Genomic DNA, 22,355 nt, shown 5'->3' with positions numbered 1-22,355 from the left:
AGGTGACCCATGTTTAAATCGATCTTCGCCGTGGCGCTCGCGCTGGTGGCAACATTTGCCCAGGCTGACCGTATTCGCGACCTCACCAGCGTTCAGGGCGTACGTGAAAACTCCCTGATTGGCTATGGCCTGGTGGTTGGTCTGGATGGTACCGGTGACCAGACCACCCAGACGCCGTTCACTACCCAAAGCCTGAACAACATGCTTTCCCAGCTCGGCATTACCGTGCCGGCGGGAACTAACATGCAGCTGAAAAACGTGGCGGCAGTAATGGTCACCGCGTCCTACCCGGCGTTTGCTCGTCAGGGGCAGACCATTGACGTGGTGGTCTCCTCAATGGGTAACGCCAAAAGCCTGCGCGGCGGTACGCTGCTGATGACCCCGCTGAAAGGCGTCGACAGCCAGGTCTATGCGCTGGCGCAGGGGAACATTCTGGTTGGCGGTGCGGGCGCATCCGCAGGCGGAAGCAGCGTGCAGGTGAACCAGCTTAACGGTGGACGTATCACCAACGGGGCGATCATTGAGCGTGAACTGCCGACCCAGTTTGGCGCGGGCAACACCATCAACCTGCAGCTCAATAATGAAGACTTCACCATGGCGCAGCAAATTGCCGATACCATCAACCGCAGCCGCGGCTACGGTAATGCAACGGCACTCGATGCGCGCACCGTGCAGATCCGTACCTCTACCGGCAGCAGCAACCAGGTGCGCATGCTGGCAGATATCCAGAATATGGAAGTGAACGTTCCGGTTCAGGATGCCAAGGTGATCATCAACTCCCGTACCGGCTCGGTGGTCATGAACCGGGAAGTGTCGCTGGACAGCTGTGCCGTAGCGCAGGGCAACCTCTCCGTAACGGTAAACCGCTCCGCGAACGTGAGCCAGCCGAATACGCCATTTGGTGGCGGTCAGACGGTGGTGACGCCGCAAACGCAGATTGATATGCGTCAGAGCGGCGGGTCGCTGCAGAGCGTTCGCTCCAGTGCCAACCTGAACAGCGTGGTGCGAGCCCTGAACGCCCTGGGTGCAACGCCGATGGACCTGATGTCCATTCTGCAATCCATGCAAAGCGCGGGCTGCCTGCGCGCCAAACTGGAAATCATCTAATGCTGACCGATAGCAAACTGTTGACCAGTGCAGCCTGGGATGCCCAGTCGCTCAACGAACTGAAAACCAAAGCAGGAAAAGACCCGGCGGCGAACATCCGCCCGGTCGCCCGCCAGGTGGAAGGGATGTTTGTACAGATGATGCTGAAAAGCATGCGTGAAACCCTGCCGAAAGACGGGATGTTCAGCAGTGATTCAACGCGTCTCTACACCAGCATGTATGACCAGCAGATTGCGCAGCAGATGACCGCCGGTAAAGGCCTCGGTCTGGCTGACATGATTGTGAAACAGACCGAAGCCGCGCAGGGCATTCAGCCTCAGAAACAGACGCAGCAGGTGCCGATGAAGTTCGATCTGGAAACGGTGACCAGTTATCAGAACCAGGCTCTGACGCAAATGGTGCGTAAAGCGATGCCAAAAGCCACGGGCAGCGGCGATGAGCCGCTCTCCGGTGACAGCAAAGACTTCCTGGCGCAGCTCTCTCTGCCCGCGCGCCTTGCCAGCGAACAGAGCGGCGTGCCGCATCATCTGATTCTGGCGCAGGCCGCGCTGGAGTCGGGCTGGGGCCAGCGTCAGATCCGCAAGGAAAACGGCGATCCGAGCTTCAACATCTTCGGCGTGAAGGCCACCTCCAGCTGGAAGGGGCCAACAACGGAGATCACGACCACCGAATACGAGAACGGTGCGGCGGTGAAGGTCAAAGCAAAATTCCGCGTCTACAGCTCTTATCTGGAAGCATTGTCCGACTACGTTGGCCTGCTGAGCCGAAATCCGCGTTATACCGCCGTTACGCAGGCGGCGACGGCGGAGCAGGGCGCTCAGGCCTTACAAAACGCGGGCTACGCGACTGACCCGAACTATGCACGCAAGCTCACCAGCATGATCCAGCAGCTGAAATCCATGGGCGAGAAGGTCAGCAAAGCCTATAGCACAGATATTGAAAATCTGTTCTGAAAGTTCTCAAGTCCCGGTGGAGGTTGCCGATAACCTTCATCAGGACTCGTGTCTGAACGTATAAAAGGAACCCCCATGTCCAGTTTGATTAACAGCGCCATGAGTGGCCTCAGTGCTGCGCAGTCGGCACTCAATACCGTCAGTAATAATATTTCAAGCTATAACGTGGCAGGTTACACCCGCCAGACCACGGTGCTGGGCGCATCTAACAGCACGCTGACCGGCGGTGGCTGGGTGGGTAACGGGGTTTATGTCTCCGGTGTCCAGCGTGAGTATGACGCCTTCATCACCAACCAGCTGCGCGCCGCGCAGACGCAGAGCAGCGGTCTGACGACGCGCTACCAGCAGATGTCAAAAATCGACGATGTGCTCTCTGATACCACCAACTCGCTCTCCACCACCCTGCAGGATTTCTTCAAAAGCCTGCAAACGCTGGTGAGCAACGCGGAAGACCCGGCTGCACGTCAGACGGTGCTGGGTAAAGCGGGTGGTCTGGTCAATCAGTTCAAAACCAACGATCAGTATCTGCGCGATCAGGATACGCAGGTCAATACCGCCATTGGGACCAGCGTGTCTCAGATCAACAACTATGCCAAACAGATTGCGAACCTGAACGATCAGATCTCTCGTCTGACCGGCGTCGGCGCGGGCGCATCGCCTAACGATCTGCTCGACCAGCGCGATCAGCTCGTCAACGAGCTGAACAAAATCGTCGGCGTGGAAGTGTCTGTTCAGGATAGCGGTACGTTTAACATCTCTTTCGGCAACGGTTACAGCCTGGTTCAGGGCAGCAAAGCTAACCAGCTGGCTGCCGTGAAGTCGAGTGCAGATCCGGCTCGTACCACCGTGGCCTATGTCGACGACGTAGCGGGTAATGTCGAGATCCCGGAGAAGATGATTACCACCGGTTCTTTGGGCGGTTTACTGACCTTCCGCACGGAAGATCTTGATAAAGCTCGTAACACCCTGAACCAGATGGCGCTGGCCTTTGCAGATTCAATGAACACGCAGCATGAAGCCGGCTTTGATGCGAACGGTGATGCGGGCGGTAAGCTGTTCAACTTCGGTTCTCCGGCGGTCCTGTCCAGCAGCAAGAACGGCGGTTCGGCGGTTGTTACGGCTTCTGTAGCGGACAGCAAGCAGGTCCAGGCGACAGACTATAAGCTGCAGTTTAACGGCACTGACTGGACGGTTACCCGTACTTCAGACAAAACCAGCTTTACGATGAGCCCGGATGCCAGCGGCAATCTGTCGTTTGATGGCCTTAACGTCAACGTAAGCGGTACGGCAAACACCAAAGACAGCTTTACCGTGAAGCCTGTTTCCAACGTCATCATGAACATGGAACTCGCGATCAGCGACGAGTCCAAGCTGGCGATGGCATCGGTGCAGAACGGCGGCGAGAGTGATAACCGTAACGGCCAAAAACTGCTCGATCTGCAAAACGGCAAAGTCGTGGGTGGAAACAAAACCTTCAACGATGCGTATGCCTCTCTCGTCAGTACCGTCGGTAGCTCAACGGCGTCACTGAAGGTGAGCAGCCAGACGAAAGCCAACGTGGAGACGCAGTTAATCAAGCAGCAGCAGACCATCTCTGGGGTAAACCTCGACGAAGAGTATGGCAATTTGCAGCGTTATCAGCAGTATTACCTGGCGAACGCCCAGGTTCTCCAGACTGCCAGTACGCTCTTCGATGCAATTATCAACATTCGTTAAGGTTGAGGTGAACAATGCGTATTAGCACCCAGATGATGTACGAGCAGAACATGCGTGGGATCACCGATTCCCAGAGCAGATGGCTGAGCTACGGTGAGCAGATGTCCACCGGCAAGCGCGTCAATCGTCCTTCGGACGATCCTATCGCCGCGTCGCAGGCCATCGTTCTGTCACAGTCTCAGTCGCAAAACAGCCAGTTTGCGCTCGCGCGCACCTTTGCTACACAGAAGGTCTCGCTGGAAGATAACGTGTTAACCCAGGTCAACACCGCGATCTCGAGCGTGCGCGAGAAGCTCGTTTATGCGTCGAACGGCACGTTAAGCGATGACGACCGTCTTTCTCTGGCGACCGATATTCAGGGGATCCGCGATCAGCTTATGAACCTGGCCAACACGACGGATGGTAATGGTCGCTTTATCTTTGCGGGATACAAAACCGAGAGCGCACCGTTTGATGCCGCGACCGGGGATTACAAGGGCGGCGCAGAGGCCATCACGCAGCAGGTTGATACGGCGCGAAATATGACCATTAGTCATACCGGCCAGCAAATTTTCGAAAGCATTACCAGTAATGCAGAACAGCTGCCGGGCGGTGGATATGGCCAGACGAACATGTTCAAAATCCTGGATTCTGCCATTGCCTCGCTGAAGACGCCGATTGAAAACGATCCGGCTGCTGCAACGGCGCAAAGCCAGGTGATTGCCAATGCGCAAATCGGCATCAAAAACTCCCAGAACAATGTCCTGACGGTCGTTGCGGATGTGGGAACCAAGATGAACGAGCTGGAAAAACTCGATACGCTGGGTGATGACCGCGCGCTGGGTCAGACCAAGCAGATGAGTGACCTGGTGGATGTCGACTGGAACGAAGCGATTTCCTCTTACACCATGCAGCAGGCGGCCTTGCAGGCGTCTTATAAAGCGTTTAGCGATATGCAGGGCATGTCTCTGTTCCAGCTGAACAAATAACATCTTGACCTCTTGGAACATGTCTTGAAACTGGGCATGTTTTACTGCCCAATCCGCCTGGATTGGGCATTTTTTTTATGCAACTTCTGCTGATGCGGAGGCGACACGTGCGCTTTCAATCAGACGAATTGCCAGTGCAATGACGCCACAGACTGTCGCCAGCGCGACCACACCCGTCCAGCCCGCCAGCGAGTAGATATTGCTGCCTAACGCGGAACCCAGCGCCATTCCGATAAAGACCACCGTAAAGAGCAGGGCGTTGAGACGACCCCGAGCCTGCGGTTCAAGGCTGTATACCAGGTTCTGGTGAGCGACCAGGCTTGACTGCAGACCCAGGTCGAACCCGACGGCAGAGATGGCGATCAGAATCAGCTGTCCATGAACGCCCAGCGCGGGCATCAGGAACATCAGGGCAAATGAGACGGTCACCAGAACGGCACCAAGCTGCGTGACTTTTCCTGCGCCCAGTTTATCCGCCAGACCCCCTGCCAGCGGGGCAGCTAACGCACCGGCGGCACCTGCAATACCAAAACCACCCGCTACGGCACTGCCCAGGTGATAGTGCTCAAGCAGCATGACCGCAAGCGTAGACCAGAAGGCGCTAAAGGCAATCGACAGAAAGCCCTGAGCCAGCGCCGCACGGCGCAGCGCCGGATAGCGACGCCACAGGTGTTCCATTGAGCGCATCAGCGCGGGGTAGCTCAGCGTGGAGTGAATGGCAAAACGGGGAAGCACAAACCACATCATCACGCCGATGAACGCAATGCTCGCCGCCGCCAGCTGGTACATGACGCGCCAGCCAAACGCTTCACCCACCACGCCGCTCACGGTTCTTGATAATAAGATACCCATCAGCAGCCCGGTCATTACCGTGCCCACGGTTTTCCCCTGTTTACCTTCCGGCGCAAGGATGGCCGCGGCAGGGACGATATCCTGTGCCATGGTGGCGGCCATGCCGATGAGCAGGCTTGCCAGCAGCAGAGAGTGGATCTGCCCGGTCAGGCTACAGCCGAGAAGAAACAGCGCCAGCGCCGCACTCTTTATCAGGATTAACGTCCTGCGGTCGTGGCGATCGCCGAGCGGAAGCAGGAACAGGATCCCCAGGGCATATCCCGCCTGGGTGAGCGTCGGGACCATGCCCATTCCTTCGATACTCAGATGAAGGTCTGCGCCCATCAGCGGCAGCAGAGGCTGGGCATAATAGATTGATGCCACGCTGAAACCTGCACCGATCGCCAGCATTAAAATCACCCAGCGGCTCACGGCATGGGCGGCGGTTGTTGTGTTCATAAGAAGTTCCTCATTCGTCGTGTGAGGCTATTTTTTATCAGTACGCCTTGCGACGGTAGCGGGCCCGGTGGTAAAACGCTTATACGTTGAACGTATAAGTGAAAAAGCAATGAAAAGAGCTGAGCGTATAGACAGGGTGGAGCTAATGCGGACGTTTGTTCGCATCGTGGAGGCGGGTTCCCTCTCTGCGGCTGCACGGCAGCTGGCCACCACCCAGGCCACTGTGAGCAGACGGTTACAGTCGCTTGAGACCATGCTGGGCGTACGCCTGATATTGCGCACCACCCACACGACGCGGCTGACGGATGACGGCGAGCGCTGCTATCAGCACGCCCGTCGGGTGATTGACAGCTGGCTGGCGCTGGAAGATGAGGTGGGGCAGACGGAAGATGAGCCGGTAGGCGTGCTGCGGGTGCGCGCTCCCCACGCGTTTGGTCAGGATCAGCTTCTTAAACCCGTAACCGAATTTTTGCAACGCTATCCGCAGCTTTCGATTGAGTGGATGCTCAACGACAGGTCGGCGGATTTCCTCGGTGACAACCTGGACTGTGCTATTCGGGTAGGCGTGGAGGTCGATCCGGCGACCGTATCCGTGCTGCTGGCGGAAGTGCCGCGCTCGGTGGTCGCTTCTCCGGCACTGCTGGCCCGTTTTCCAGCGGTTACCACGCCGGAGGATTTGCAGCAGTTTCCCTGGATAGCGATCAGCTCTTTCTACCAGCGCCACGTGGAGCTATTTCACGATGCTTCGCCCGCCACCGCGCGGATTGCTATTACGCCACGCCTCAGCACCGACAGCCTGTATGTCGCACGTAACACTGCACTCACCGGGCTTGGCGTGGCGGTGGTCTCCAGCTGGACGGTACAGGACGATATTCAGGAAGGGCGGCTGGTACATTTGCTGCCGGAGTGGCAGCCAGCGGCGCTACCGGTGCATCTGGTTTATCCCTGGTCCCGTTATTATCCGGCACGCTTGCGGCGTTTTCTGGAGTTGATGCGGCAGGTCATGCCGGAGGTGACCGGGATGAGGAAGCCCGTGTAGCAGCCATAAAAAAAGCCGACCCTCAGGTCGGCTTTTTACTTTCAGCGTCGTTTGTCGTTATTCGACAGACTGTGGACGCGTTGCCGGTGCAGTCGCCTGATGCGTTGCACTGTGGCCACCGGCTGCGCCTTTACCTTCGAAGCTGAATGCCGGGCGAACCCAGTCGCTGTGACGCGGTGCTTCAGGCACGTAATCCGGCGCCGGAGCGCGCGTCATTGGTGCTGTCGCCACGTGGGCAGCGGCTGGCGCAGAAACAACCGGCTCAGGTTTCACTTCAGGCGCTTTCGGTTCTTCAACAACCGGTTCAACCTCAATCTCAACGTCCTGAACGATTTCTTCAGCGGTCGTTTCGACGATGGCTTCAGCGGTGTCTTCCACTGCGGCTACAGGTTCAGCTTCTTCAGCGATTTCCTCAGCCACCACGACATCTTCTTCAGCAATAAGCTGCGGTGCGGCATCAACCGGCGCGGCAATCACTTCCGGATGCGTGGTTTCGACTTCAGCTGCCTGAGGGGCTGCAGTTTCAACAACCTGAGGTTCTACCACGGTTGCCGCTTCAGTCACGACCTCTTCTACCGCTGCCGCAGGTGCAATAACCTCTTCGGTTACTGGCTGTTCTTCAACAACCTGCTCCGGACGCGCTACCGGGTAGCGGATCCAGACTTTGCCGGAGGCCATTTCTGGTGAAGCACAGGCAATGGTCAGCGGCATTGGCGACTGAGTTGGGTAACGCTCGTCACGATAGCGACGACGGCGCTGGCCGCTGACGCGCAGATGACGTGGGGAACGACGTGAACGGCGCGGCATGCCGGCGTTATCACGGTTTTCACCGTTATCATCCTGCTCAACGTTGTTATCAACGACCGCTGGCAGGTCAACTTTTGCAAGCTGAGTACCGGCTGCGCTCTCGCGGGTTTCAACCGGGACAATTGCTGACTCTTCGGTTGCTTCGGAGGCGAAACGAACTTTCTGAGCAAGCTGGCGCTGCTTACGACGCGGCATGACCTGAGTACGTTCTTCCTGCTCGCCGTCCTGCTGTTCAACAGGCTCTTCGCGGTTCAGGTTTTTGACTTCCTGCTGTGCCTGACGCTTCTCGTCGTTACGGCGACGGTTGCGTTCACGGCGCGGCTGCTGGTCGTCACGCTGTTTGCTCTTCTCAGACTCATCGCCCGCCTGCTGGCGAATTTCACGATCTTCAACATTCTGCTGTTGTTTCTCGCGACGGTTGCGACGGTTGTCTTCGCGTTGCTCACGGCCTTCGTTATTCTCAGAGCGGTTATCACGGTTGTCACGACGCTCGCTGCGGTCATTGCGCTCGCTACGGTCGTTACGGTCGCGGCGGTTGTTCTGACGCTTACGGCGGTCCTGCTGACGCTCAGGCTTGGCCGCTTTTGGCTCTTCTTTCGGCTGCTCTGGCTGAACTTCCTCACCGGCAAACATCTTCTTAAGCGCGCCGAAGAAGCGGCTCAGCAGACCAGGCTGCGCCGGCTGGGCTTTCGCTGCCGTTGCTTCAGGTTTCTGCGCCGCAGGTTTGGCCGCCGGTTTTTCCAGGGCTGCTTCAGGCGGTGCTTCAGGCATAATGAAGGTCGCTAACGCAGGCTGCTCAGGCAGCTTGCGCTCGGCTGGCTCTTCATCTGAAGGCAGGGCCATCTCTTCTTCGTGCAGCTTCGGCAGCAGGTAGCTGAGCGTTGACGTCTCTTCGCCTTTACGGACACGCAGCACGTGATAGTGCGGGGTTTCCATCTGATCGTTTGGCACGATGATGCAGCGAACGCCACCCTGACGCGCTTCAATGGCACTGACCGCAGCACGTTTTTCGTTCAGCAGGTAAGAGGCAATTGGCACAGGGACAATCGCGTGAACCTCTTTGGTATTCTCTTTCAGCGCTTCTTCTTCAATCAGACGCAGAATCGAGAGGGACAGCGATTCGTTATCACGCACGGTACCGGTGCCGGAGCAGCGTGGGCAGACGTGATGGCTGGACTCACCCAGCGACGGGCTCAGACGCTGACGGGACATCTCCAGCAGGCCAAAGCGTGAGATATGGCTAATCTGAATACGCGCTCTGTCCTGACGCACCGCTTCGCGCAGACGGTTTTCAACCGCACGCTGGTGGCGAACAGGGGTCATGTCGATGAAGTCGATAACAATCAGACCACCCAGGTCGCGCAGGCGGAGCTGGCGGGCGATTTCATCAGCGGCTTCGAGGTTAGTGTTGAAAGCAGTCTCTTCGATATCGCCACCGCGAGTTGCACGCGCGGAGTTGATGTCGATAGCGGTCAGCGCTTCAGTGGTATCGATAACGATAGAACCGCCGGATGGCAGACGTACTTCGCGCTGGAAGGCGGACTCAATCTGGGATTCGATCTGATAGTGGCTGAACAGCGGGATTTCGCCGGTGTACAGTTTAATTTTGCTGGTGAAATCCGGACGACCCAGCGCGGCAATGTGCTGGCGCGCCAGCTCAAGCACTTTCGGGTTATCGATCAGAATCTCACCGATGTCCTGACGCAGGTAGTCACGGAAGGCACGCACGATAACGTTGCTTTCCTGGTGGATCAGGAACGGAGCAGGGCGGCTTTCCGCTGCTTTCTGGATGGCTTCCCAGTGCTTCAGACGGAAGCTCAGGTCCCACTGCAGCGCTTCGGCGGATTTGCCAACGCCTGCGGTACGCACGATAAGCCCCATGCCATCAGGCAGCTCGAGGCTTGCCAGCGCTTCTTTCAGCTCGGTACGGTCATCACCTTCGATACGGCGAGAGATGCCACCCGCACGCGGGTTGTTTGGCATCAGAACCAGATAGCTCCCTGCCAGGCTGATAAAGGTTGTTAGTGCGGCACCTTTGTTGCCGCGCTCTTCTTTATCAATCTGAACGATAACTTCCTGACCTTCACGCAGCACATCTTTGATGTTTGGGCGGCCATGGGCGTTGTAGTTTGCAGGGAAATATTCGCGGGCAATTTCTTTCAGAGGGAGGAAACCATGACGCTCAGCACCGTAATCGACAAATGCAGCTTCAAGGCTTGGTTCAATGCGGGTGATTTTACCTTTGTAAATGTTCGCTTTTTTCTGTTCGTGTCCAGGACTTTCGATATCCAGATCGTACAGGCGCTGCCCATCCACAAGGGCGACACGCAACTCTTCTTGCTGAGTTGCGTTGATTAACATTCTTTTCATCGTAACTTACTCGTTATTCTTACATTGACGACAAAGCTGCGGGCAAGGTGACGCTTTCCGGGGTATGAACCGATGGCCTCGTGTCTGTTCACGTCGCCAACCTCACGGTTGTCGCTCGCTTAAGAGGCGCAGAGTGTCGGTTGCCTGTATTTCATACGGAAACACAGCGCAATTATCAGGGGAATTGCCTGGGTAGAACTCTCCAGAGAACAATCCTTATACCGGGAAGTACTGCAACCCGCAGCCCGCTAACTGCCTGAAAGATCAATACGTCTTACGCCATTGCTGCGTGGATGATCGGTCAGACAAAATTGGTCATTCCGTCAACATCCTTACTTAACCAGGATTTAACACGGAAAACAGCCTCATTATTCCACTGCTCGCCGGGTTATAGCAAGATGACTTTTACCAATTATCACCCGGTTACTCACAGTTTCTTCACTTCAGAATGGCGATTGGTTTAATAACCACCAAATCGGTTGCGCGAAACGGGTAGCAGGCCGGATAAAAGTAAATATAAGCATAGAAAAATGAGTGGCGCTAATGGCTGGCGATATTTAGAATCGCCAACCATGAAAACAGAGACTCCAGCCGTAAAAATGGTTGCCATCGCCGAAGATGAAGCGGGGCAGCGTATCGATAACTTTTTGCGCACCCAGCTAAAAGGGGTGCCAAAGAGCATGATTTACCGCATTCTGCGTAAGGGCGAGGTGCGGGTTAACAAAAAACGCGTGAAGCCCGAGTACAAACTCGAAGCCGGTGACGAAGTGCGTATTCCACCGGTGCGCGTGGCAGAGCGTGAAGAAGAGACCGTATCACCGAAGCTACAGAAAGTGGCGGCCCTGAGTGATGTGATCCTTTATGAAGACGACCACATTCTGGTGCTGAACAAACCGTCAGGGACGGCTGTTCATGGCGGTAGCGGTCTGAGCTTCGGGGTGATTGAAGGGCTGCGAGCCCTGCGCCCGGAAGCGCGCTTCCTTGAACTGGTGCATCGTCTTGACCGCGACACCTCTGGCGTTCTGCTGGTGGCGAAAAAGCGTTCCGCGCTGCGTTCTCTGCATGAACAGCTGCGTGAAAAAGGGATGCAGAAAGACTATCTGGCGCTGGTGCGCGGCCAGTGGCAGTCCCATGTTAAAGTGGTGCAGGCGCCGCTGCTGAAAAATATTCTGCAAAGCGGTGAGCGTATTGTCCGCGTGAGCCAGGAAGGGAAACCGTCTGAGACGCGCTTTAAGGTTGAAGAGCGCTATGAATTTGCCACGCTGGTGCGCTGCAGTCCGGTCACCGGCCGCACCCACCAGATCCGCGTGCATACGCAGTTTGCAGGGCATCCAATTGCGTTTGATGACCGCTATGGCGACCGCGAGTTTGATAAGCAGCTGGCGGGAACGGGGCTGTCGCGTCTGTTCCTGCATGCGGCAGCGCTGAAGTTTACCCATCCGAATACCGGTGAAGTGATCCGTATTGAAGCGCCGCTGGATGAGCAGCTGAAACGCTGTCTTAAGGTTTTGCGCGGCTGATTTTGCCTTCCTCCCTCTCCCTGTGGGAGAGGGGGCGGGTGAGGGCATCAGGCCGCAACGTGCCAGTCACATCGTCAGCGGATTACACTCTTCTCGTCTTAACATCTGACACAGGGCAATTAGCGGTAACCCCACCAGGGTGTTGGGATCCCGACCGTCCAGCTTGTCGAAAAGTGCAATCCCCAATCCTTCACTTTTAAAGCTCCCCGCGCAGTTCAGCGGTCGCTCACGGCGCACATAATCCATAATCTCCTGCTCGCTGAGATGGCGGAAGTGCACGTCGAACGGTTCGCATTCAGTTTGCAGATGACCGGAAGCGGAGTTGTAAAGCGCCAGGCCGGTATAAAAGGTCACGATACTGCCTCGTGCACGTAGAAGCTGCTGGCAGGCGTTCTCCTCCGTATGGGGCTTGCCGGTGATTTCGCCGTCCAGTACGCAAACCTGATCGGAGCCTATAATCAAATGTGCGGGATAACGTGCTGCCAGCGACTGCGCTTTCTCTTTAGCGAGACGCGTCACCAGATGACGCGGTGATTCACCCGGCTGTGGCGTCTCATCAACCTCTGGCGCGGCGCATTCAAACGGGATCCCGAGCTTTTCCAGCAGCATTCGGCGATAGGGAGACGTGGAAGCAAGGACGAGATTTGGCATATTTTTATCACCAGATATAGCGTATCGATGCCAGCCATTTTAAACTACAGGCCGCAATGTGTGCGAATAATTGGCAAAAGGCAGCTCTGGTTGCCTTTTTCTTTGACTCTATGACGTTACAAAGTTAATATGCGCGCCCTATGCAAAAGGTAAAATTACCCCTGACTCTTGATCCGGTTCGTACGGCTCAAAAACGCCTCGATTATGAAGGTATCTATACTTCCGATCAGGCTGAGCGTATTGCCGAATCCGTAGTCAGTGTGGACAGTGATGTAGAATGCTCCATGTCGTTCGCTATCGACAACCAGCGTCTCGCCGTTTTAACCGGTGATGCGAAGGTAACGGTAACGCTCGAGTGTCAGCGTTGCGGGAAACCGTTTGTACAGCATGTTCACACAACGTATTGTTTCAGTCCGGTCCGTTCTGACGAACAGGCTGAAGCACTCCCGGAAGCGTATGAGCCGATTGAGGTTAACGAATTCGGTGAAATCGATCTTCTGGCTCTGGTTGAAGATGAAATCATCCTCACCTTGCCAGTAGTTCCGGTGCATGATTCTGAACACTGTGAAGTGTCCGAGGCGGACATGGTCTTTGGGGAACTGCCTGATGAAGCGCAAAAACCAAACCCATTTGCCGTATTAGCCAGCTTAAAGCGTAAGTAATTGAGGAGTAAGGTCCATGGCCGTACAACAGAATAAACCAACCCGTTCCAAACGTGGCATGCGTCGTTCCCATGACGCGCTGACCGCAGTTACCAGCCTGTCTGTAGACAAGACTTCTGGTGAGAAACACCTGCGTCACCACATCACCGCTGACGGTTTCTACCGTGGCCGCAAGGTTATCACTAAGTAATCACGCGCAAGCGTGATTAGGCTTAGTGAGGATTTCCCCGTGTAAACGGGGAATTTACCGAACCAGGCTGCGACGATACCTTGACACGTCTAACCCTGGCGTTAGATGTCATGGGGGGAGATTTTGGCCCTTCCGTGACAGTGCCTGCAGCATTGCAGGCACTAAATTCTAATTCGCAACTCACACTTCTTTTAGTCGGCAATCCCGACGCAATCACGCCATTACTCGCAAAAGCTGACTTTGAACAACGTTCGCGTCTGCAGATTATTCCTGCGCAGTCAGTTATTGCCAGTGATGCCCGACCCTCGCAGGCTATTCGCAACAGTCGTGGCAGCTCTATGCGGATAGCGCTGGAGTTGGTGAAAGAAGGGCGAGCCCAGGCTTGCGTTAGCGCGGGGAATACTGGCGCGCTGATGGGGCTGTCGAAATTACTGCTCAAACCTATTGAAGGTATTGAGCGCCCGGCGCTGGTGACGGTATTACCGCATCAGCAGAAGGGCAAGACGGTGGTGCTCGATTTAGGCGCTAACGTCGACTGTGATAGTACTATGCTGGCACAGTTTGCCGTGATGGGATCGGTGCTGGCAGAAGAAGTTGTCGGGATCAACACTCCCCGTGTTGCGTTACTGAACATTGGTGAAGAAGAGACCAAAGGCCTGGACAGCATTCGCGAAGCGGCTGAATTGCTCAAACAGGTTCCCTCCATCAACTATATTGGTTATCTCGAAGCCAATGAGTTGTTGACGGGTAAAACGGATGTTCTGGTGTGCGATGGCTTCACCGGAAACGTCACGTTGAAGACCATGGAAGGGGTCGTGCGCATGTTTCTTTCTCTGCTGAAATCTCAGGGAGAAGGCAAAAAAAGCGCCTGGTGGCTGATTTTATTGAAGCGTTGGCTACAAAAGAGCCTGACGCGGCGATTCAGTCACCTCAACCCCGACCAGTATAATGGCGCCTGTCTGTTAGGATTGCGCGGCATCGTGATTAAGAGTCATGGCGCCGCCAATCAGCGAGCATTTGCTGTCGCGATTGAACAGGCAGTGCAGGCGGTGCAGCGACAAGTCCCTCAGCGGATTGCCGCTCGCCTGGAATCTGTATTAGCTAAAAGTGACTGAGCGTACATGTATACGAAGATTTTAGGTACCGGCAGCTACCTGCCAAAACAAGTGCGTACCAACGCCGATCTGGAAAAAATGGTAGATACGTCTGACGAGTGGATTGTCACGCGCACAGGTATCCGTGAACGTCGTATTGCCGCGCCAGACGAAACCGTGTCGACCATGGGTTACGAAGCCGCACAGCGTGCTATCGAAATGGCGGGCATTGATAAAGAACAGATTGGTTTGATCGTGGTCGCCACGACGTCTGCCACGCATGCATTCCCAAGTGCAGCGTGCCAGGTGCAAAACATGCTCGGCATTAAAGGCTGTCCGGCGTTTGACGTCGCTGCAGCGTGCGCAGGCTTCACCTATGCGCTGAGCGTTGCCGATCAGTACGTGAAATCTGGTGCCGTTAAATATGCGCTGGTGATCGGTGCTGACGTGCTGGCGCGCACCTGCGATCCAACCGATCGCGGAACGATCATTATTTTTGGTGATGGCGCAGGCGCGGTGCTGCTGGGGCAGTCCGAAGAGCCGGGTATCATCTCTACGCATCTGCATGCTGATGGCAGCTACGGCGAGCTGTTGACTCTGCCTAACGCCGATCGCGTTAATCCGGACAACTCGATTTACCTGACCATGGCAGGGAACGAGGTGTTCAAGGTGGCGGTGACTGAGCTGGCACACATCGTTGATGAAACGCTGGAAGCGAATAACCTTGAGCGTTCCTCGCTCGACTGGCTTGTGCCGCATCAGGCGAACCTGCGCATCATCAGCGCGACCGCGAAAAAGCTGGGCATGTCGATGGATAACGTTGTTGTGACCCTGGATCGTCACGGCAACACTTCTGCGGCGTCGGTACCGTGCGCATTTGATGAAGCGGTACGCGATGGACGAATCAAACGGGGCCAGCTGGTCTTGCTTGAAGCCTTCGGTGGCGGGTTCACCTGGGGTTCCGCGCTGGTTCGTTTCTAGGATAAGGAATAAAAAATGACGCAATTTGCTTTTGTGTTCCCGGGCCAGGGCTCTCAAACCGTTGGGATGTTGTCTGAAATGGCAGCAAACTATCCGGTCATTGAAGAGACTTTCCGTGAAGCTTCTGATGCACTGGGTTATGATTTATGGGCGCTGACCCAGCAGGGGCCGGCCGAAGAGCTGAACAAAACCTGGCAGACCCAGCCAGCGCTGCTGACCGCATCTGTTGCGCTGTGGCGCGTCTGGCAGCAGCAGGGCGGTAAAGCGCCAGCGCTGCTCGCAGGCCATAGCCTGGGTGAATACTCTGCGCTGGTGTGCGCCGGCGTGATCGCGTTTGCTGACGCGGTACGTCTGGTGGAACTGCGTGGTAAATTCATGCAGGAAGCGGTGCCGGAAGGCACGGGCGGCATGTCTGCCATTATCGGTCTGGATGATGCTGCAATTGCAAAAGCGTGTGAAGAATCTGCTGAAGGCCAGGTTGTCTCGCCGGTGAACTTCAACTCGCCCGGTCAGGTGGTTATCGCAGGTCATAAAGAAGCGGTTGAACGTGCCGGTGCGGCCTGTAAAGCAGCGGGCGCTAAGCGTGCGCTGCCGCTGCCTGTCAGCGTGCCGTCTCACTGCGCGCTGATGAAGCCTGCTGCCGAGAAGCTGGCGGTTGAGCTGGAAAAAATTACCTTTAACGCACCGACGATTTCTGTCGTGAACAACGTCGATGTGAAATGCGAAACCGCGCCGGAAGCTATCCGTGACGCGCTGGTTCGCCAGCTCTATAGCCCGGTACAGTGGACCAAAACCGTTGAGTTTATGGCCGCACAGGGCGTTGAGCATCTGTATGAAGTCGGCCCAGGTAAAGTCCTCACCGGTCTGACAAAACGTATTGTTGACACCCTGACAGCCTCGGCGATTAACGAGCCGGAAGCGATGTCAGCGGCACTCTCGCAATAAAAGAGGAATACCATGAGTTTTGAAGGAAAAATCGCCCTGGTCACTGGCGCAAGCCGCGGTATCGGGCGTGCAATTGCTGAAACACTGGTTGCGCGCGGCGCGAAGGTGATTGGTACAGCAACCAGCGAGAATGGCGCTCAGGCCATCAGCGAGTATCTGGGTGCAAACGGTAAAGGTCTGGTACTGAATGTGACTGAACCTGCATCTATCGAATCTGTTCTGGAAAATATTCGCGCAGAGTTTGGCGAAGTGGATATTCTGGTAAACAATGCCGGGATCACTCGCGATAACCTGTTAATGCGAATGAAAGACGACGAGTGGAACGATATCATCGAAACCAACCTGTCATCTGTATTCCGTCTGTCAAAAGCGGTAATGCGCGCTATGATGAAAAAGCGTCATGGTCGTATTATCACTGTCGGTTCTGTGGTAGGTACCATGGGAAATGCTGGTCAGGCTAACTACGCTGCGGCGAAAGCAGGTCTGATTGGTTTCAGTAAGTCGCTGGCGCGTGAAGTTGCGTCCCGCGGTATTACGGTAAACGTTGTTGCTCCGGGCTTTATTGAAACGGACATGACGCGTGCGCTGACTGATGAGCAGCGTGCGGGTACGCTGGCGGCAGTTCCGGCGGGTCGTCTTGGCGACCCTAAAGAAATCGCCAGTGCGGTTGCATTTTTAGCCTCTGACGAAGCGGGTTACATCACTGGTGAGACCCTCCACGTCAACGGCGGGATGTATATGGTTTAACCACGATAAAAAAATTTGCGTTATTTGGGTAAAAGGCCTCAAAATAACGTAAAATCGTGGTAAGAACTGCCGGGATTTAGTTGCAAATTTTTCAACATTTTATACACTACGAAAACCATCGCGAAAGCGAGTTTTGATAGGAAATTTAAGAGTATGAGCACTATCGAAGAACGCGTTAAGAAAATTATCGGCGAACAGCTGGGCGTTAAGCAGGAAGAAGTTGTGAACTCCGCTTCCTTCGTTGAAGACCTGGGCGCAGATTCTCTTGACACCGTTGAGCTGGTAATGGCTCTGGAAGAAGAGTTTGATACTGAGATTCCGGACGAAGAAGCTGAGAAGATCACCACCGTTCAGGCTGCCATTGATTACATCAACGGTCACCAGGCGTAAGTGAACATCTCCAGGCGGTCATTCGACCGCCTGAGTTTTATCTTTTTTAGTCCCACGAATCTCTTTTTTTATCCCTCCCTGGAGGACAAACGTGTCTAAGCGTCGTGTAGTTGTGACCGGACTTGGCATGTTGTCTCCTGTCGGCAATACCGTAGAGTCCACCTGGAAAGCTCTCCTTGCCGGTCAGAGCGGCATCAGCCTAATCGACCATTTCGATACTAGCGCCTATGCAACGAAATTTGCTGGCTTAGTAAAGGATTTTAACTGTGAAGAGATCATCTCGCGCAAAGAACAGCGCAAGATGGATGCCTTCATTCAATATGGAATTGTCGCTGGCGTTCAGGCCATGCAGGATTCTGGCCTTGAGATTACGGAAGAGAACGCAACCCGTATCGGCGCCGCTATCGGCTCCGGGATTGGCGGTCTTGGCCTGATCGAGGAAAACCATACATCTCTGATGAATGGCGGCCCGCGTAAGATCAGCCCGTTCTTCGTTCCGTCCACGATTGTTAATATGGTGGCGGGTCACCTGACCATCATGTTCGGCCTGCGTGGGCCAAGCATTTCTATCGCGACCGCCTGTACGTCTGGCGTACATAACATCGGCCAGGCCGCGCGCATTATTGCGTACGGCGATGCAGATGCTATGGTTGCCGGCGGTGCTGAAAAAGCCAGTACCCCGCTGGGTGTTGGCGGTTTCGGCGCAGCCCGTGCGCTGTCTACCCGTAATGATAACCCGCAGGCGGCAAGCCGTCCGTGGGATAAAGACCGTGACGGCTTCGTGCTGGGCGACGGGGCGGGCATGATCGTACTGGAAGAGTACGAACACGCGAAAAAACGCGGTGCGAAAATTTATGCTGAAGTCGTTGGCTTTGGTATGAGCAGCGATGCGTACCACATGACGTCTCCTCCGGAGAACGGTGCAGGTGCTGCGCTGGCGATGGAAAACGCAATCCGTGATGCGGGTATTACCCCGGCTCAGATTGGCTATGTTAACGCGCACGGCACGTCTACTCCTGCAGGCGATAAAGCTGAAGCTCAGGCGGTTAAATCTATCTTCGGCGAGTCTGCCAGCCGCGTACTGGTGAGCTCCACGAAGTCCATGACCGGTCACCTGCTGGGCGCGGCGGGTGCAGTAGAGTCAATCTACTCCATCCTTGCGCTGCGCGATCAGGCTGTTCCGCCAACCATCAACCTGGATAACCCGGATGAAGGTTGCGATCTGGACTTCGTTCCTCACGAAGCGCGTCAGGTTAGCGGTATGGAGTACACCCTGTGTAACTCCTTCGGCTTCGGCGGCACCAACGGTTCTCTGATCTTCAAAAAGATCTGATCCTGACCTCCCGATAGCTTTTAAAAAGGTCCGCTTGCCGGGCCTTTTTTATTAAGGCTAATCTTCTTGTCGGCTGCATGACATCCTGCCAGACTAAACGCCCACGCATAAGGAGCCACCATGTTTTTAATCAATGGCCTTGAGCAGGACACGCTGCCTGCCAGCGACAGGGCGATACAGTTCGGTGATGGTTGCTTTACGACGGCGCGCATTCTGGATGGCGATGTCTGCCTGCTGGAGGCGCATATTCGACGCCTGCAGCATGGCTGTGAAAAGCTAATGATCCCCTTTACGCACTGGGACACCTTACGTCAGGAAATGTGCCAGCTCGCGTCAAAGAAGCACAGCGGCGTACTCAAGGTTATCATCAGCCGCGGCAGTGGTGGCCGGGGGTATAGCGCTGCATCATGTCTCAACCCAACGCGAATCCTCTCCGTATCTGCTTATCCCGCGCATTACTCTCGCTGGCGAGAAGACGGCGTCACGCTGACGCTGAGCCCGGTGCGACTGGGACGAAACCCGATGCTGGCCGGGCTTAAGCATCTCAATCGCCTGGAGCAGGTGCTCATTCGTACTCATCTTGAACAGGCGGACGCCGATGAGGCGCTGGTTCTTGACAGCGAAGGGTTCATTACGGAATGCTGTGCGGCTAATTTACTCTGGCGGCAGGGAGGAGAGGTGTTCACTCCGTCGCTGGAACACGCTGGCGTAAATGGGTTAATGCGTCAGTTTTGTCTGGAACAGCTGGCACGCTCTGGCTTTCGCGTTGTCGAAGTTAGTGCAGGAGAAACCGCGCTAAAGGCCGCAGATGAAGTCATCATCTGCAACGCGCTGATGCCTGTTGTACCCGTCCGTGCGTATGGCCAACAACGCTGGTCCTCGCGCGAGCTGTTTCAGTTTTTAGCCCCGATATGTGAGCAAATCAGATAGTCATGAAAAAAATGTTGCGCTTTGTCCTTATCCTCATCGTCGCGCTGGGCATCGCTGGCGGAGCAGGCGTATGGAAAGTTCGCCAGCTGGCTGACAGCAAGATCCTGGTTAAAGACGAAACGATCTTTACCCTGAAAGCGGGAACCGGCCGTCAGGCGCTTGGGGAACAGCTCTATGGCGACAAGATTATTAATCGTCCACGGGTCTTCCAGTGGTTATTGCGCGTGGAGCCTGAGCTGTCACATTTCAAAGCCGGGACCTATCGCTTTACGCCTGGAATGACCGTCAGAGAGATGCTGCAGCTGCTCGAAAGCGGCAAAGAAGCCCAGTTCCCTCTGCGGTTTGTGGAAGGGATGCGCCTGAGCGATTACCTTAAACAGCTGCGCGATGCGCCGTATATCAAACATACGTTAAAAGACGATAGCTATCAGACGGTAGCAGAAGCGCTGAAGCTTGAGCATCCGGAATGGGTGGAAGGCTGGTTCTGGCCAGACACCTGGATGTACACGGCAGGCACGACCGATGTGGCCATCCTTAAGCGGGCGCACAAAAAAATGGTCGCCGCAGTGGATGCCGCCTGGCAGGGGCGAATGGAAGGATTGCCTTACAGCGATCAGAACCAGTTCGTAACCATGGCCTCGATCATTGAGAAAGAGACCGCCGTTGCCGCCGAGCGCGATCGGGTGGCGTCGGTGTTTATCAACCGTCTGCGTATCGGCATGCGTCTGCAAACCGATCCTACCGTTATCTACGGCATGGGCGAGAGCTACGCCGGCAAGATCTCACGAAAAGATCTGGAGACGCCAACGGCGTATAATACCTACGTGATTAGCGGTTTACCGCCAGGCCCGATTGCCACGCCGAGCGAGGCGTCGCTAAAAGCAGCCGCGCATCCGGCTAAAACACCGTATCTCTATTTTGTGGCTGATGGAAAAGGGGGGCACACCTTTAACACCAACCTTGCCAGCCACAACCGCTCTGTTCAGGACTATCTGAAGGCACTTAAGGAAAAAAATGCGCAGTAAATACATTGTCATTGAGGGACTTGAAGGGGCGGGTAAAACCACTGCCCGCAACGTGGTAGTGGATACGCTCAAATCACTTGGCGTGGCGGACATGGTGTTTACCCGTGAGCCGGGCGGCACGCAGCTGGCTGAAAAGCTGCGCAGCCTGGTGCTGGATATTAAATCCGTCGGCGACGAAGTTATCACTGACAAAGCCGAAGTGCTGATGTTCTACGCGGCGCGCGTGCAGCTGGTTGAGACGGTGATCAAACCCGCCCTGGCCGAGGGTAAGTGGGTGATCGGTGACCGTCACGATCTGTCGACTCAGGCGTATCAGGGCGGCGGACGCGGCATCGACCAGACCATGCTGGCAACGCTGCGTAATGCCGTACTGGGAGATTTTCGCCCCGACCTGACGCTCTATCTGGATGTAACCCCGGAAGTGGGCCTCAAGCGTGCCCGCGCGCGCGGCGAGCTGGACCGCATAGAACAAGAGTCGTTTGATTTCTTTAACCGCACCCGTGCGCGCTATCTTGAACTGGCCGCACAGGACAGCTCAATTTGTACCATCGATGCGACGCAATCCCTGGACGACGTCACGCGTGACATTCAGCAAACCGTGACGCAGTGGGTGCAGGAGCAGCAGGCATGAAATGGTATCCATGGTTGCGCCCGCACTTTGAACAGCTGATCGGCAGCTATCAGGCGGGGCGGGGGCATCATGCGTTACTGATTCAGGCATTGCCGGGAATGGGCGATGACGCGTTGATTTATGCCATCACCCGTTTTCTGATGTGCCAGCAGCCGGAAGGGCATAAGAGCTGCGGCAAATGCCGCGGCTGCCAGCTGATGCAGGCGGGTACACATCCTGACTACTACACCCTTGAGCCTGAGAAGGGTAAAAGCGCGCTGGGTATCGATGCCGTGCGGGAAGTCAGTGAAAAATTGTATGAACACGCGCGGCTGGGCGGCGCTAAAGTGGTCTGGCTTAAAGACGCCACGCAGCTGACCGAGGCGGCCGCTAATGCCCTGCTGAAAACCCTGGAAGAGCCACCGGTGAAAACGTGGTTTTTCCTCTCGTGCCGCGATCCGGGACGATTACTGGCGACGCTGCGTAGCCGCTGTCGTCTTCATCACCTTGCGGTTCCTCAGGAATCGTGGGCGCTGAGCTGGCTGGAACGAGAGGTGACAACGTCACCTGAGAGCGCGCTGTCCGCCTTGCGCCTGAGCAGCGGCGCGCCTGCGGCGGCGCTGGCATTACTGCAGCCTGACGTCTGGTCAGAGCGAGAAACGCTCTGCCGTGCCATCGAAACGGCACTGAATAACCACGACTGGCTAAGTTTACTGCCTGCGCTTAACAGCGATCGGGCCGTTGATCGGCTGCACTGGCTGGCCTCCTTGCTGCTGGATGCGCTCAAAATCCAGCAAGGGGCAACGCTTTTGACCAACCCGGATGCGTGGCCGCTTGTGAATACGCTGGCGAACCGCCTCTCAGGGACGGTTCTTCACGCTATGCTTCATGAAATTTGCCAAAGCCGTGAACAGCTTTTAACCGTAACGGGGCTTAATCGCGAGCTTTTACTGACCGACCAGTTACTGCGTATCGAACATTACCTGCAACCCGGCGTCACACCGCCTGTTTCCCATCTCTGAGAGAG

The 22,355-nt window shown here is 55.7% G+C and carries 21 protein-coding genes; 18 read left to right on the top strand and 3 right to left on the bottom strand.

Translation table 11 applies throughout. The features are described 5' to 3' along the window. The first annotated feature begins 9 nt into the window (after positions 1-9). The 4 genes from AC4IBF_RS13615 to flgL all read left to right on the top strand — a co-directional run bounded on the left by AC4IBF_RS13615 (position 10) and on the right by flgL (position 4,744). On the top strand, positions 10-1,107 hold the full coding sequence (locus AC4IBF_RS13615; protein WP_029740346.1) for a flagellar basal body P-ring protein FlgI: 1,098 nt from the start codon (positions 10-12) through the stop codon (positions 1,105-1,107). Then, positions 1,107-2,060, top strand: a complete 954-nt coding sequence (gene flgJ, locus AC4IBF_RS13610; protein WP_248173464.1) for a flagellar assembly peptidoglycan hydrolase FlgJ — start codon at positions 1,107-1,109, stop codon at positions 2,058-2,060. The genes AC4IBF_RS13615 and flgJ overlap by 1 nt, the downstream gene beginning before the upstream one ends. A 75-nt stretch (positions 2,061-2,135) precedes the next feature. Continuing rightward, positions 2,136-3,776, top strand: coding sequence for a flagellar hook-associated protein FlgK (gene flgK / locus AC4IBF_RS13605; protein WP_111965536.1), 1,641 nt, complete (start codon positions 2,136-2,138; stop codon positions 3,774-3,776). 14 nt (positions 3,777-3,790) lie between these two features. Continuing rightward, complete coding sequence (gene flgL, locus AC4IBF_RS13600) at positions 3,791-4,744, top strand: flagellar hook-associated protein FlgL (RefSeq protein ID WP_136194682.1); 954 nt, start codon at positions 3,791-3,793, stop codon at positions 4,742-4,744. Between the two features lie 75 nt (positions 4,745-4,819). Here flgL and AC4IBF_RS13595 read toward each other — a convergent pair whose 3' ends face one another. Further along, a complete protein-coding gene (locus tag AC4IBF_RS13595; protein WP_115874725.1) occupies positions 4,820-6,034 on the bottom strand; it encodes an MFS transporter in 1,215 nt (404 codons plus the stop codon). Positions 6,035-6,179: 145 nt separating this feature from the next. Here AC4IBF_RS13595 and AC4IBF_RS13590 point away from each other — a divergent pair, with 145 nt between their 5' ends. Next, positions 6,180-7,073 carry a LysR family transcriptional regulator gene (locus AC4IBF_RS13590; RefSeq protein ID WP_434088384.1) on the top strand — a complete coding sequence of 298 codons (894 nt, stop codon included), beginning with the start codon at positions 6,180-6,182 and terminating at the stop codon, positions 7,071-7,073. A gap of 57 nt (positions 7,074-7,130) precedes the next feature. Here the strand turns inward: AC4IBF_RS13590 and rne are convergent, their stop codons facing one another. Beyond that, entirely contained in the window at positions 7,131-10,250 is a 3,120-nt protein-coding gene (gene rne / locus AC4IBF_RS13585) for a ribonuclease E (protein ID WP_133294164.1), read from the bottom strand. Positions 10,251-10,822: 572 nt separating this feature from the next. Between rne and rluC the strand changes: the two genes are divergently transcribed. Beyond that, positions 10,823-11,770, top strand: coding sequence for a 23S rRNA pseudouridine(955/2504/2580) synthase RluC (gene rluC, locus AC4IBF_RS13580; protein ID WP_021240761.1), 948 nt, complete (start codon positions 10,823-10,825; stop codon positions 11,768-11,770). Between the two features lie 66 nt (positions 11,771-11,836). On the opposite strand, the gene AC4IBF_RS13575 is transcribed toward rluC, so the two are convergent. Then, positions 11,837-12,421 carry a Maf family protein gene (locus tag AC4IBF_RS13575; RefSeq protein ID WP_115874728.1) on the bottom strand — a complete coding sequence of 195 codons (585 nt, stop codon included), beginning with the start codon at positions 12,419-12,421 and terminating at the stop codon, positions 11,837-11,839. Between the two features lie 140 nt (positions 12,422-12,561). On the opposite strand from AC4IBF_RS13575, the gene yceD reads away from it, so the two are divergent. From yceD to holB, 12 genes are all read left to right on the top strand, one after another. Beyond that, positions 12,562-13,083 (top strand): 23S rRNA accumulation protein YceD, encoded by a 522-nt coding sequence (yceD, locus tag AC4IBF_RS13570; protein WP_014883375.1) that lies wholly within the window; start codon positions 12,562-12,564, stop codon positions 13,081-13,083. Between the two features lie 16 nt (positions 13,084-13,099). Further along, positions 13,100-13,273 carry a 50S ribosomal protein L32 gene (gene rpmF, locus AC4IBF_RS13565; RefSeq protein WP_003857964.1) on the top strand — a complete coding sequence of 58 codons (174 nt, stop codon included), beginning with the start codon at positions 13,100-13,102 and terminating at the stop codon, positions 13,271-13,273. 80 nt (positions 13,274-13,353) lie between these two features. Next, positions 13,354-14,388, top strand: coding sequence for a phosphate acyltransferase PlsX (plsX, locus tag AC4IBF_RS13560; RefSeq protein WP_060568787.1), 1,035 nt, complete (start codon positions 13,354-13,356; stop codon positions 14,386-14,388). A 6-nt stretch (positions 14,389-14,394) separates the two neighbouring features. Then, positions 14,395-15,348, top strand: a complete 954-nt coding sequence (locus tag AC4IBF_RS13555; RefSeq protein WP_115874729.1) for a beta-ketoacyl-ACP synthase III — start codon at positions 14,395-14,397, stop codon at positions 15,346-15,348. A 15-nt stretch (positions 15,349-15,363) separates the two neighbouring features. Beyond that, entirely contained in the window at positions 15,364-16,293 is a 930-nt protein-coding gene (gene fabD / locus AC4IBF_RS13550) for an ACP S-malonyltransferase (RefSeq protein ID WP_111965541.1), read from the top strand. Between the two features lie 12 nt (positions 16,294-16,305). Beyond that, positions 16,306-17,040 (top strand): 3-oxoacyl-ACP reductase FabG, encoded by a 735-nt coding sequence (gene fabG / locus AC4IBF_RS13545; RefSeq protein WP_008500795.1) that lies wholly within the window; start codon positions 16,306-16,308, stop codon positions 17,038-17,040. 153 nt (positions 17,041-17,193) lie between these two features. Beyond that, a complete protein-coding gene (gene acpP, locus AC4IBF_RS13540; protein ID WP_003857954.1) occupies positions 17,194-17,430 on the top strand; it encodes an acyl carrier protein in 237 nt (78 codons plus the stop codon). Between the two features lie 91 nt (positions 17,431-17,521). Further along, positions 17,522-18,763: a beta-ketoacyl-ACP synthase II gene (fabF, locus tag AC4IBF_RS13535; RefSeq protein WP_032639670.1), complete on the top strand. Its 1,242-nt coding sequence runs from the start codon at positions 17,522-17,524 to the stop codon at positions 18,761-18,763. Positions 18,764-18,883: 120 nt separating this feature from the next. Further along, positions 18,884-19,693: an aminodeoxychorismate lyase gene (gene pabC / locus AC4IBF_RS13530; RefSeq protein WP_491462910.1), complete on the top strand. Its 810-nt coding sequence runs from the start codon at positions 18,884-18,886 to the stop codon at positions 19,691-19,693. 2 nt (positions 19,694-19,695) lie between these two features. After that, the gene (gene yceG, locus AC4IBF_RS13525) at positions 19,696-20,718 is read left to right on the top strand and encodes a cell division protein YceG (protein WP_111965543.1); all 1,023 of its coding nucleotides are present in this window, start codon (positions 19,696-19,698) and stop codon (positions 20,716-20,718) included. After that, entirely contained in the window at positions 20,708-21,349 is a 642-nt protein-coding gene (tmk, locus tag AC4IBF_RS13520) for a dTMP kinase (protein ID WP_133294167.1), read from the top strand. Before yceG ends, tmk begins: the two co-directional genes overlap by 11 nt. Next, positions 21,346-22,350, top strand: a complete 1,005-nt coding sequence (gene holB / locus AC4IBF_RS13515; protein WP_133294168.1) for a DNA polymerase III subunit delta' — start codon at positions 21,346-21,348, stop codon at positions 22,348-22,350. The genes tmk and holB overlap by 4 nt, the downstream gene beginning before the upstream one ends. Positions 22,351-22,355: the final 5 nt, after the last annotated feature.

It is taken from the genome of Enterobacter sp. Taxon_8, assembly GCF_058354585.1.
The sequence above is the reverse complement of the archived record's forward strand: the minus strand, read 5'-3'. Positions and strand labels throughout refer to the sequence as shown.

Coding starts and splice junctions, on each gene's coding strand:
- rluC (WP_021240761.1), top strand. CDS start 10,823: ATGAAAACAGAGACTCCAGCCGTAAAAATGGTTGCCATCGCCGAAGAT.
- AC4IBF_RS13575 (WP_115874728.1), bottom strand. CDS start 12,421: ATGCCAAATCTCGTCCTTGCTTCCACGTCTCCCTATCGCCGAATGCTG.
- pabC (WP_491462910.1), top strand. CDS start 18,884: ATGTTTTTAATCAATGGCCTTGAGCAGGACACGCTGCCTGCCAGCGAC.
- rpmF (WP_003857964.1), top strand. CDS start 13,100: ATGGCCGTACAACAGAATAAACCAACCCGTTCCAAACGTGGCATGCGT.
- flgL (WP_136194682.1), top strand. CDS start 3,791: ATGCGTATTAGCACCCAGATGATGTACGAGCAGAACATGCGTGGGATC.
- yceG (WP_111965543.1), top strand. CDS start 19,696: ATGAAAAAAATGTTGCGCTTTGTCCTTATCCTCATCGTCGCGCTGGGC.
- fabD (WP_111965541.1), top strand. CDS start 15,364: ATGACGCAATTTGCTTTTGTGTTCCCGGGCCAGGGCTCTCAAACCGTT.
- AC4IBF_RS13595 (WP_115874725.1), bottom strand. CDS start 6,034: ATGAACACAACAACCGCCGCCCATGCCGTGAGCCGCTGGGTGATTTTA.
- fabG (WP_008500795.1), top strand. CDS start 16,306: ATGAGTTTTGAAGGAAAAATCGCCCTGGTCACTGGCGCAAGCCGCGGT.
- AC4IBF_RS13590 (WP_434088384.1), top strand. CDS start 6,180: ATGCGGACGTTTGTTCGCATCGTGGAGGCGGGTTCCCTCTCTGCGGCT.
- flgK (WP_111965536.1), top strand. CDS start 2,136: ATGTCCAGTTTGATTAACAGCGCCATGAGTGGCCTCAGTGCTGCGCAG.
- AC4IBF_RS13555 (WP_115874729.1), top strand. CDS start 14,395: ATGTATACGAAGATTTTAGGTACCGGCAGCTACCTGCCAAAACAAGTG.
- holB (WP_133294168.1), top strand. CDS start 21,346: ATGAAATGGTATCCATGGTTGCGCCCGCACTTTGAACAGCTGATCGGC.
- flgJ (WP_248173464.1), top strand. CDS start 1,107: ATGCTGACCGATAGCAAACTGTTGACCAGTGCAGCCTGGGATGCCCAG.
- acpP (WP_003857954.1), top strand. CDS start 17,194: ATGAGCACTATCGAAGAACGCGTTAAGAAAATTATCGGCGAACAGCTG.
- yceD (WP_014883375.1), top strand. CDS start 12,562: ATGCAAAAGGTAAAATTACCCCTGACTCTTGATCCGGTTCGTACGGCT.
- tmk (WP_133294167.1), top strand. CDS start 20,708: ATGCGCAGTAAATACATTGTCATTGAGGGACTTGAAGGGGCGGGTAAA.
- rne (WP_133294164.1), bottom strand. CDS start 10,250: ATGAAAAGAATGTTAATCAACGCAACTCAGCAAGAAGAGTTGCGTGTC.
- AC4IBF_RS13615 (WP_029740346.1), top strand. CDS start 10: ATGTTTAAATCGATCTTCGCCGTGGCGCTCGCGCTGGTGGCAACATTT.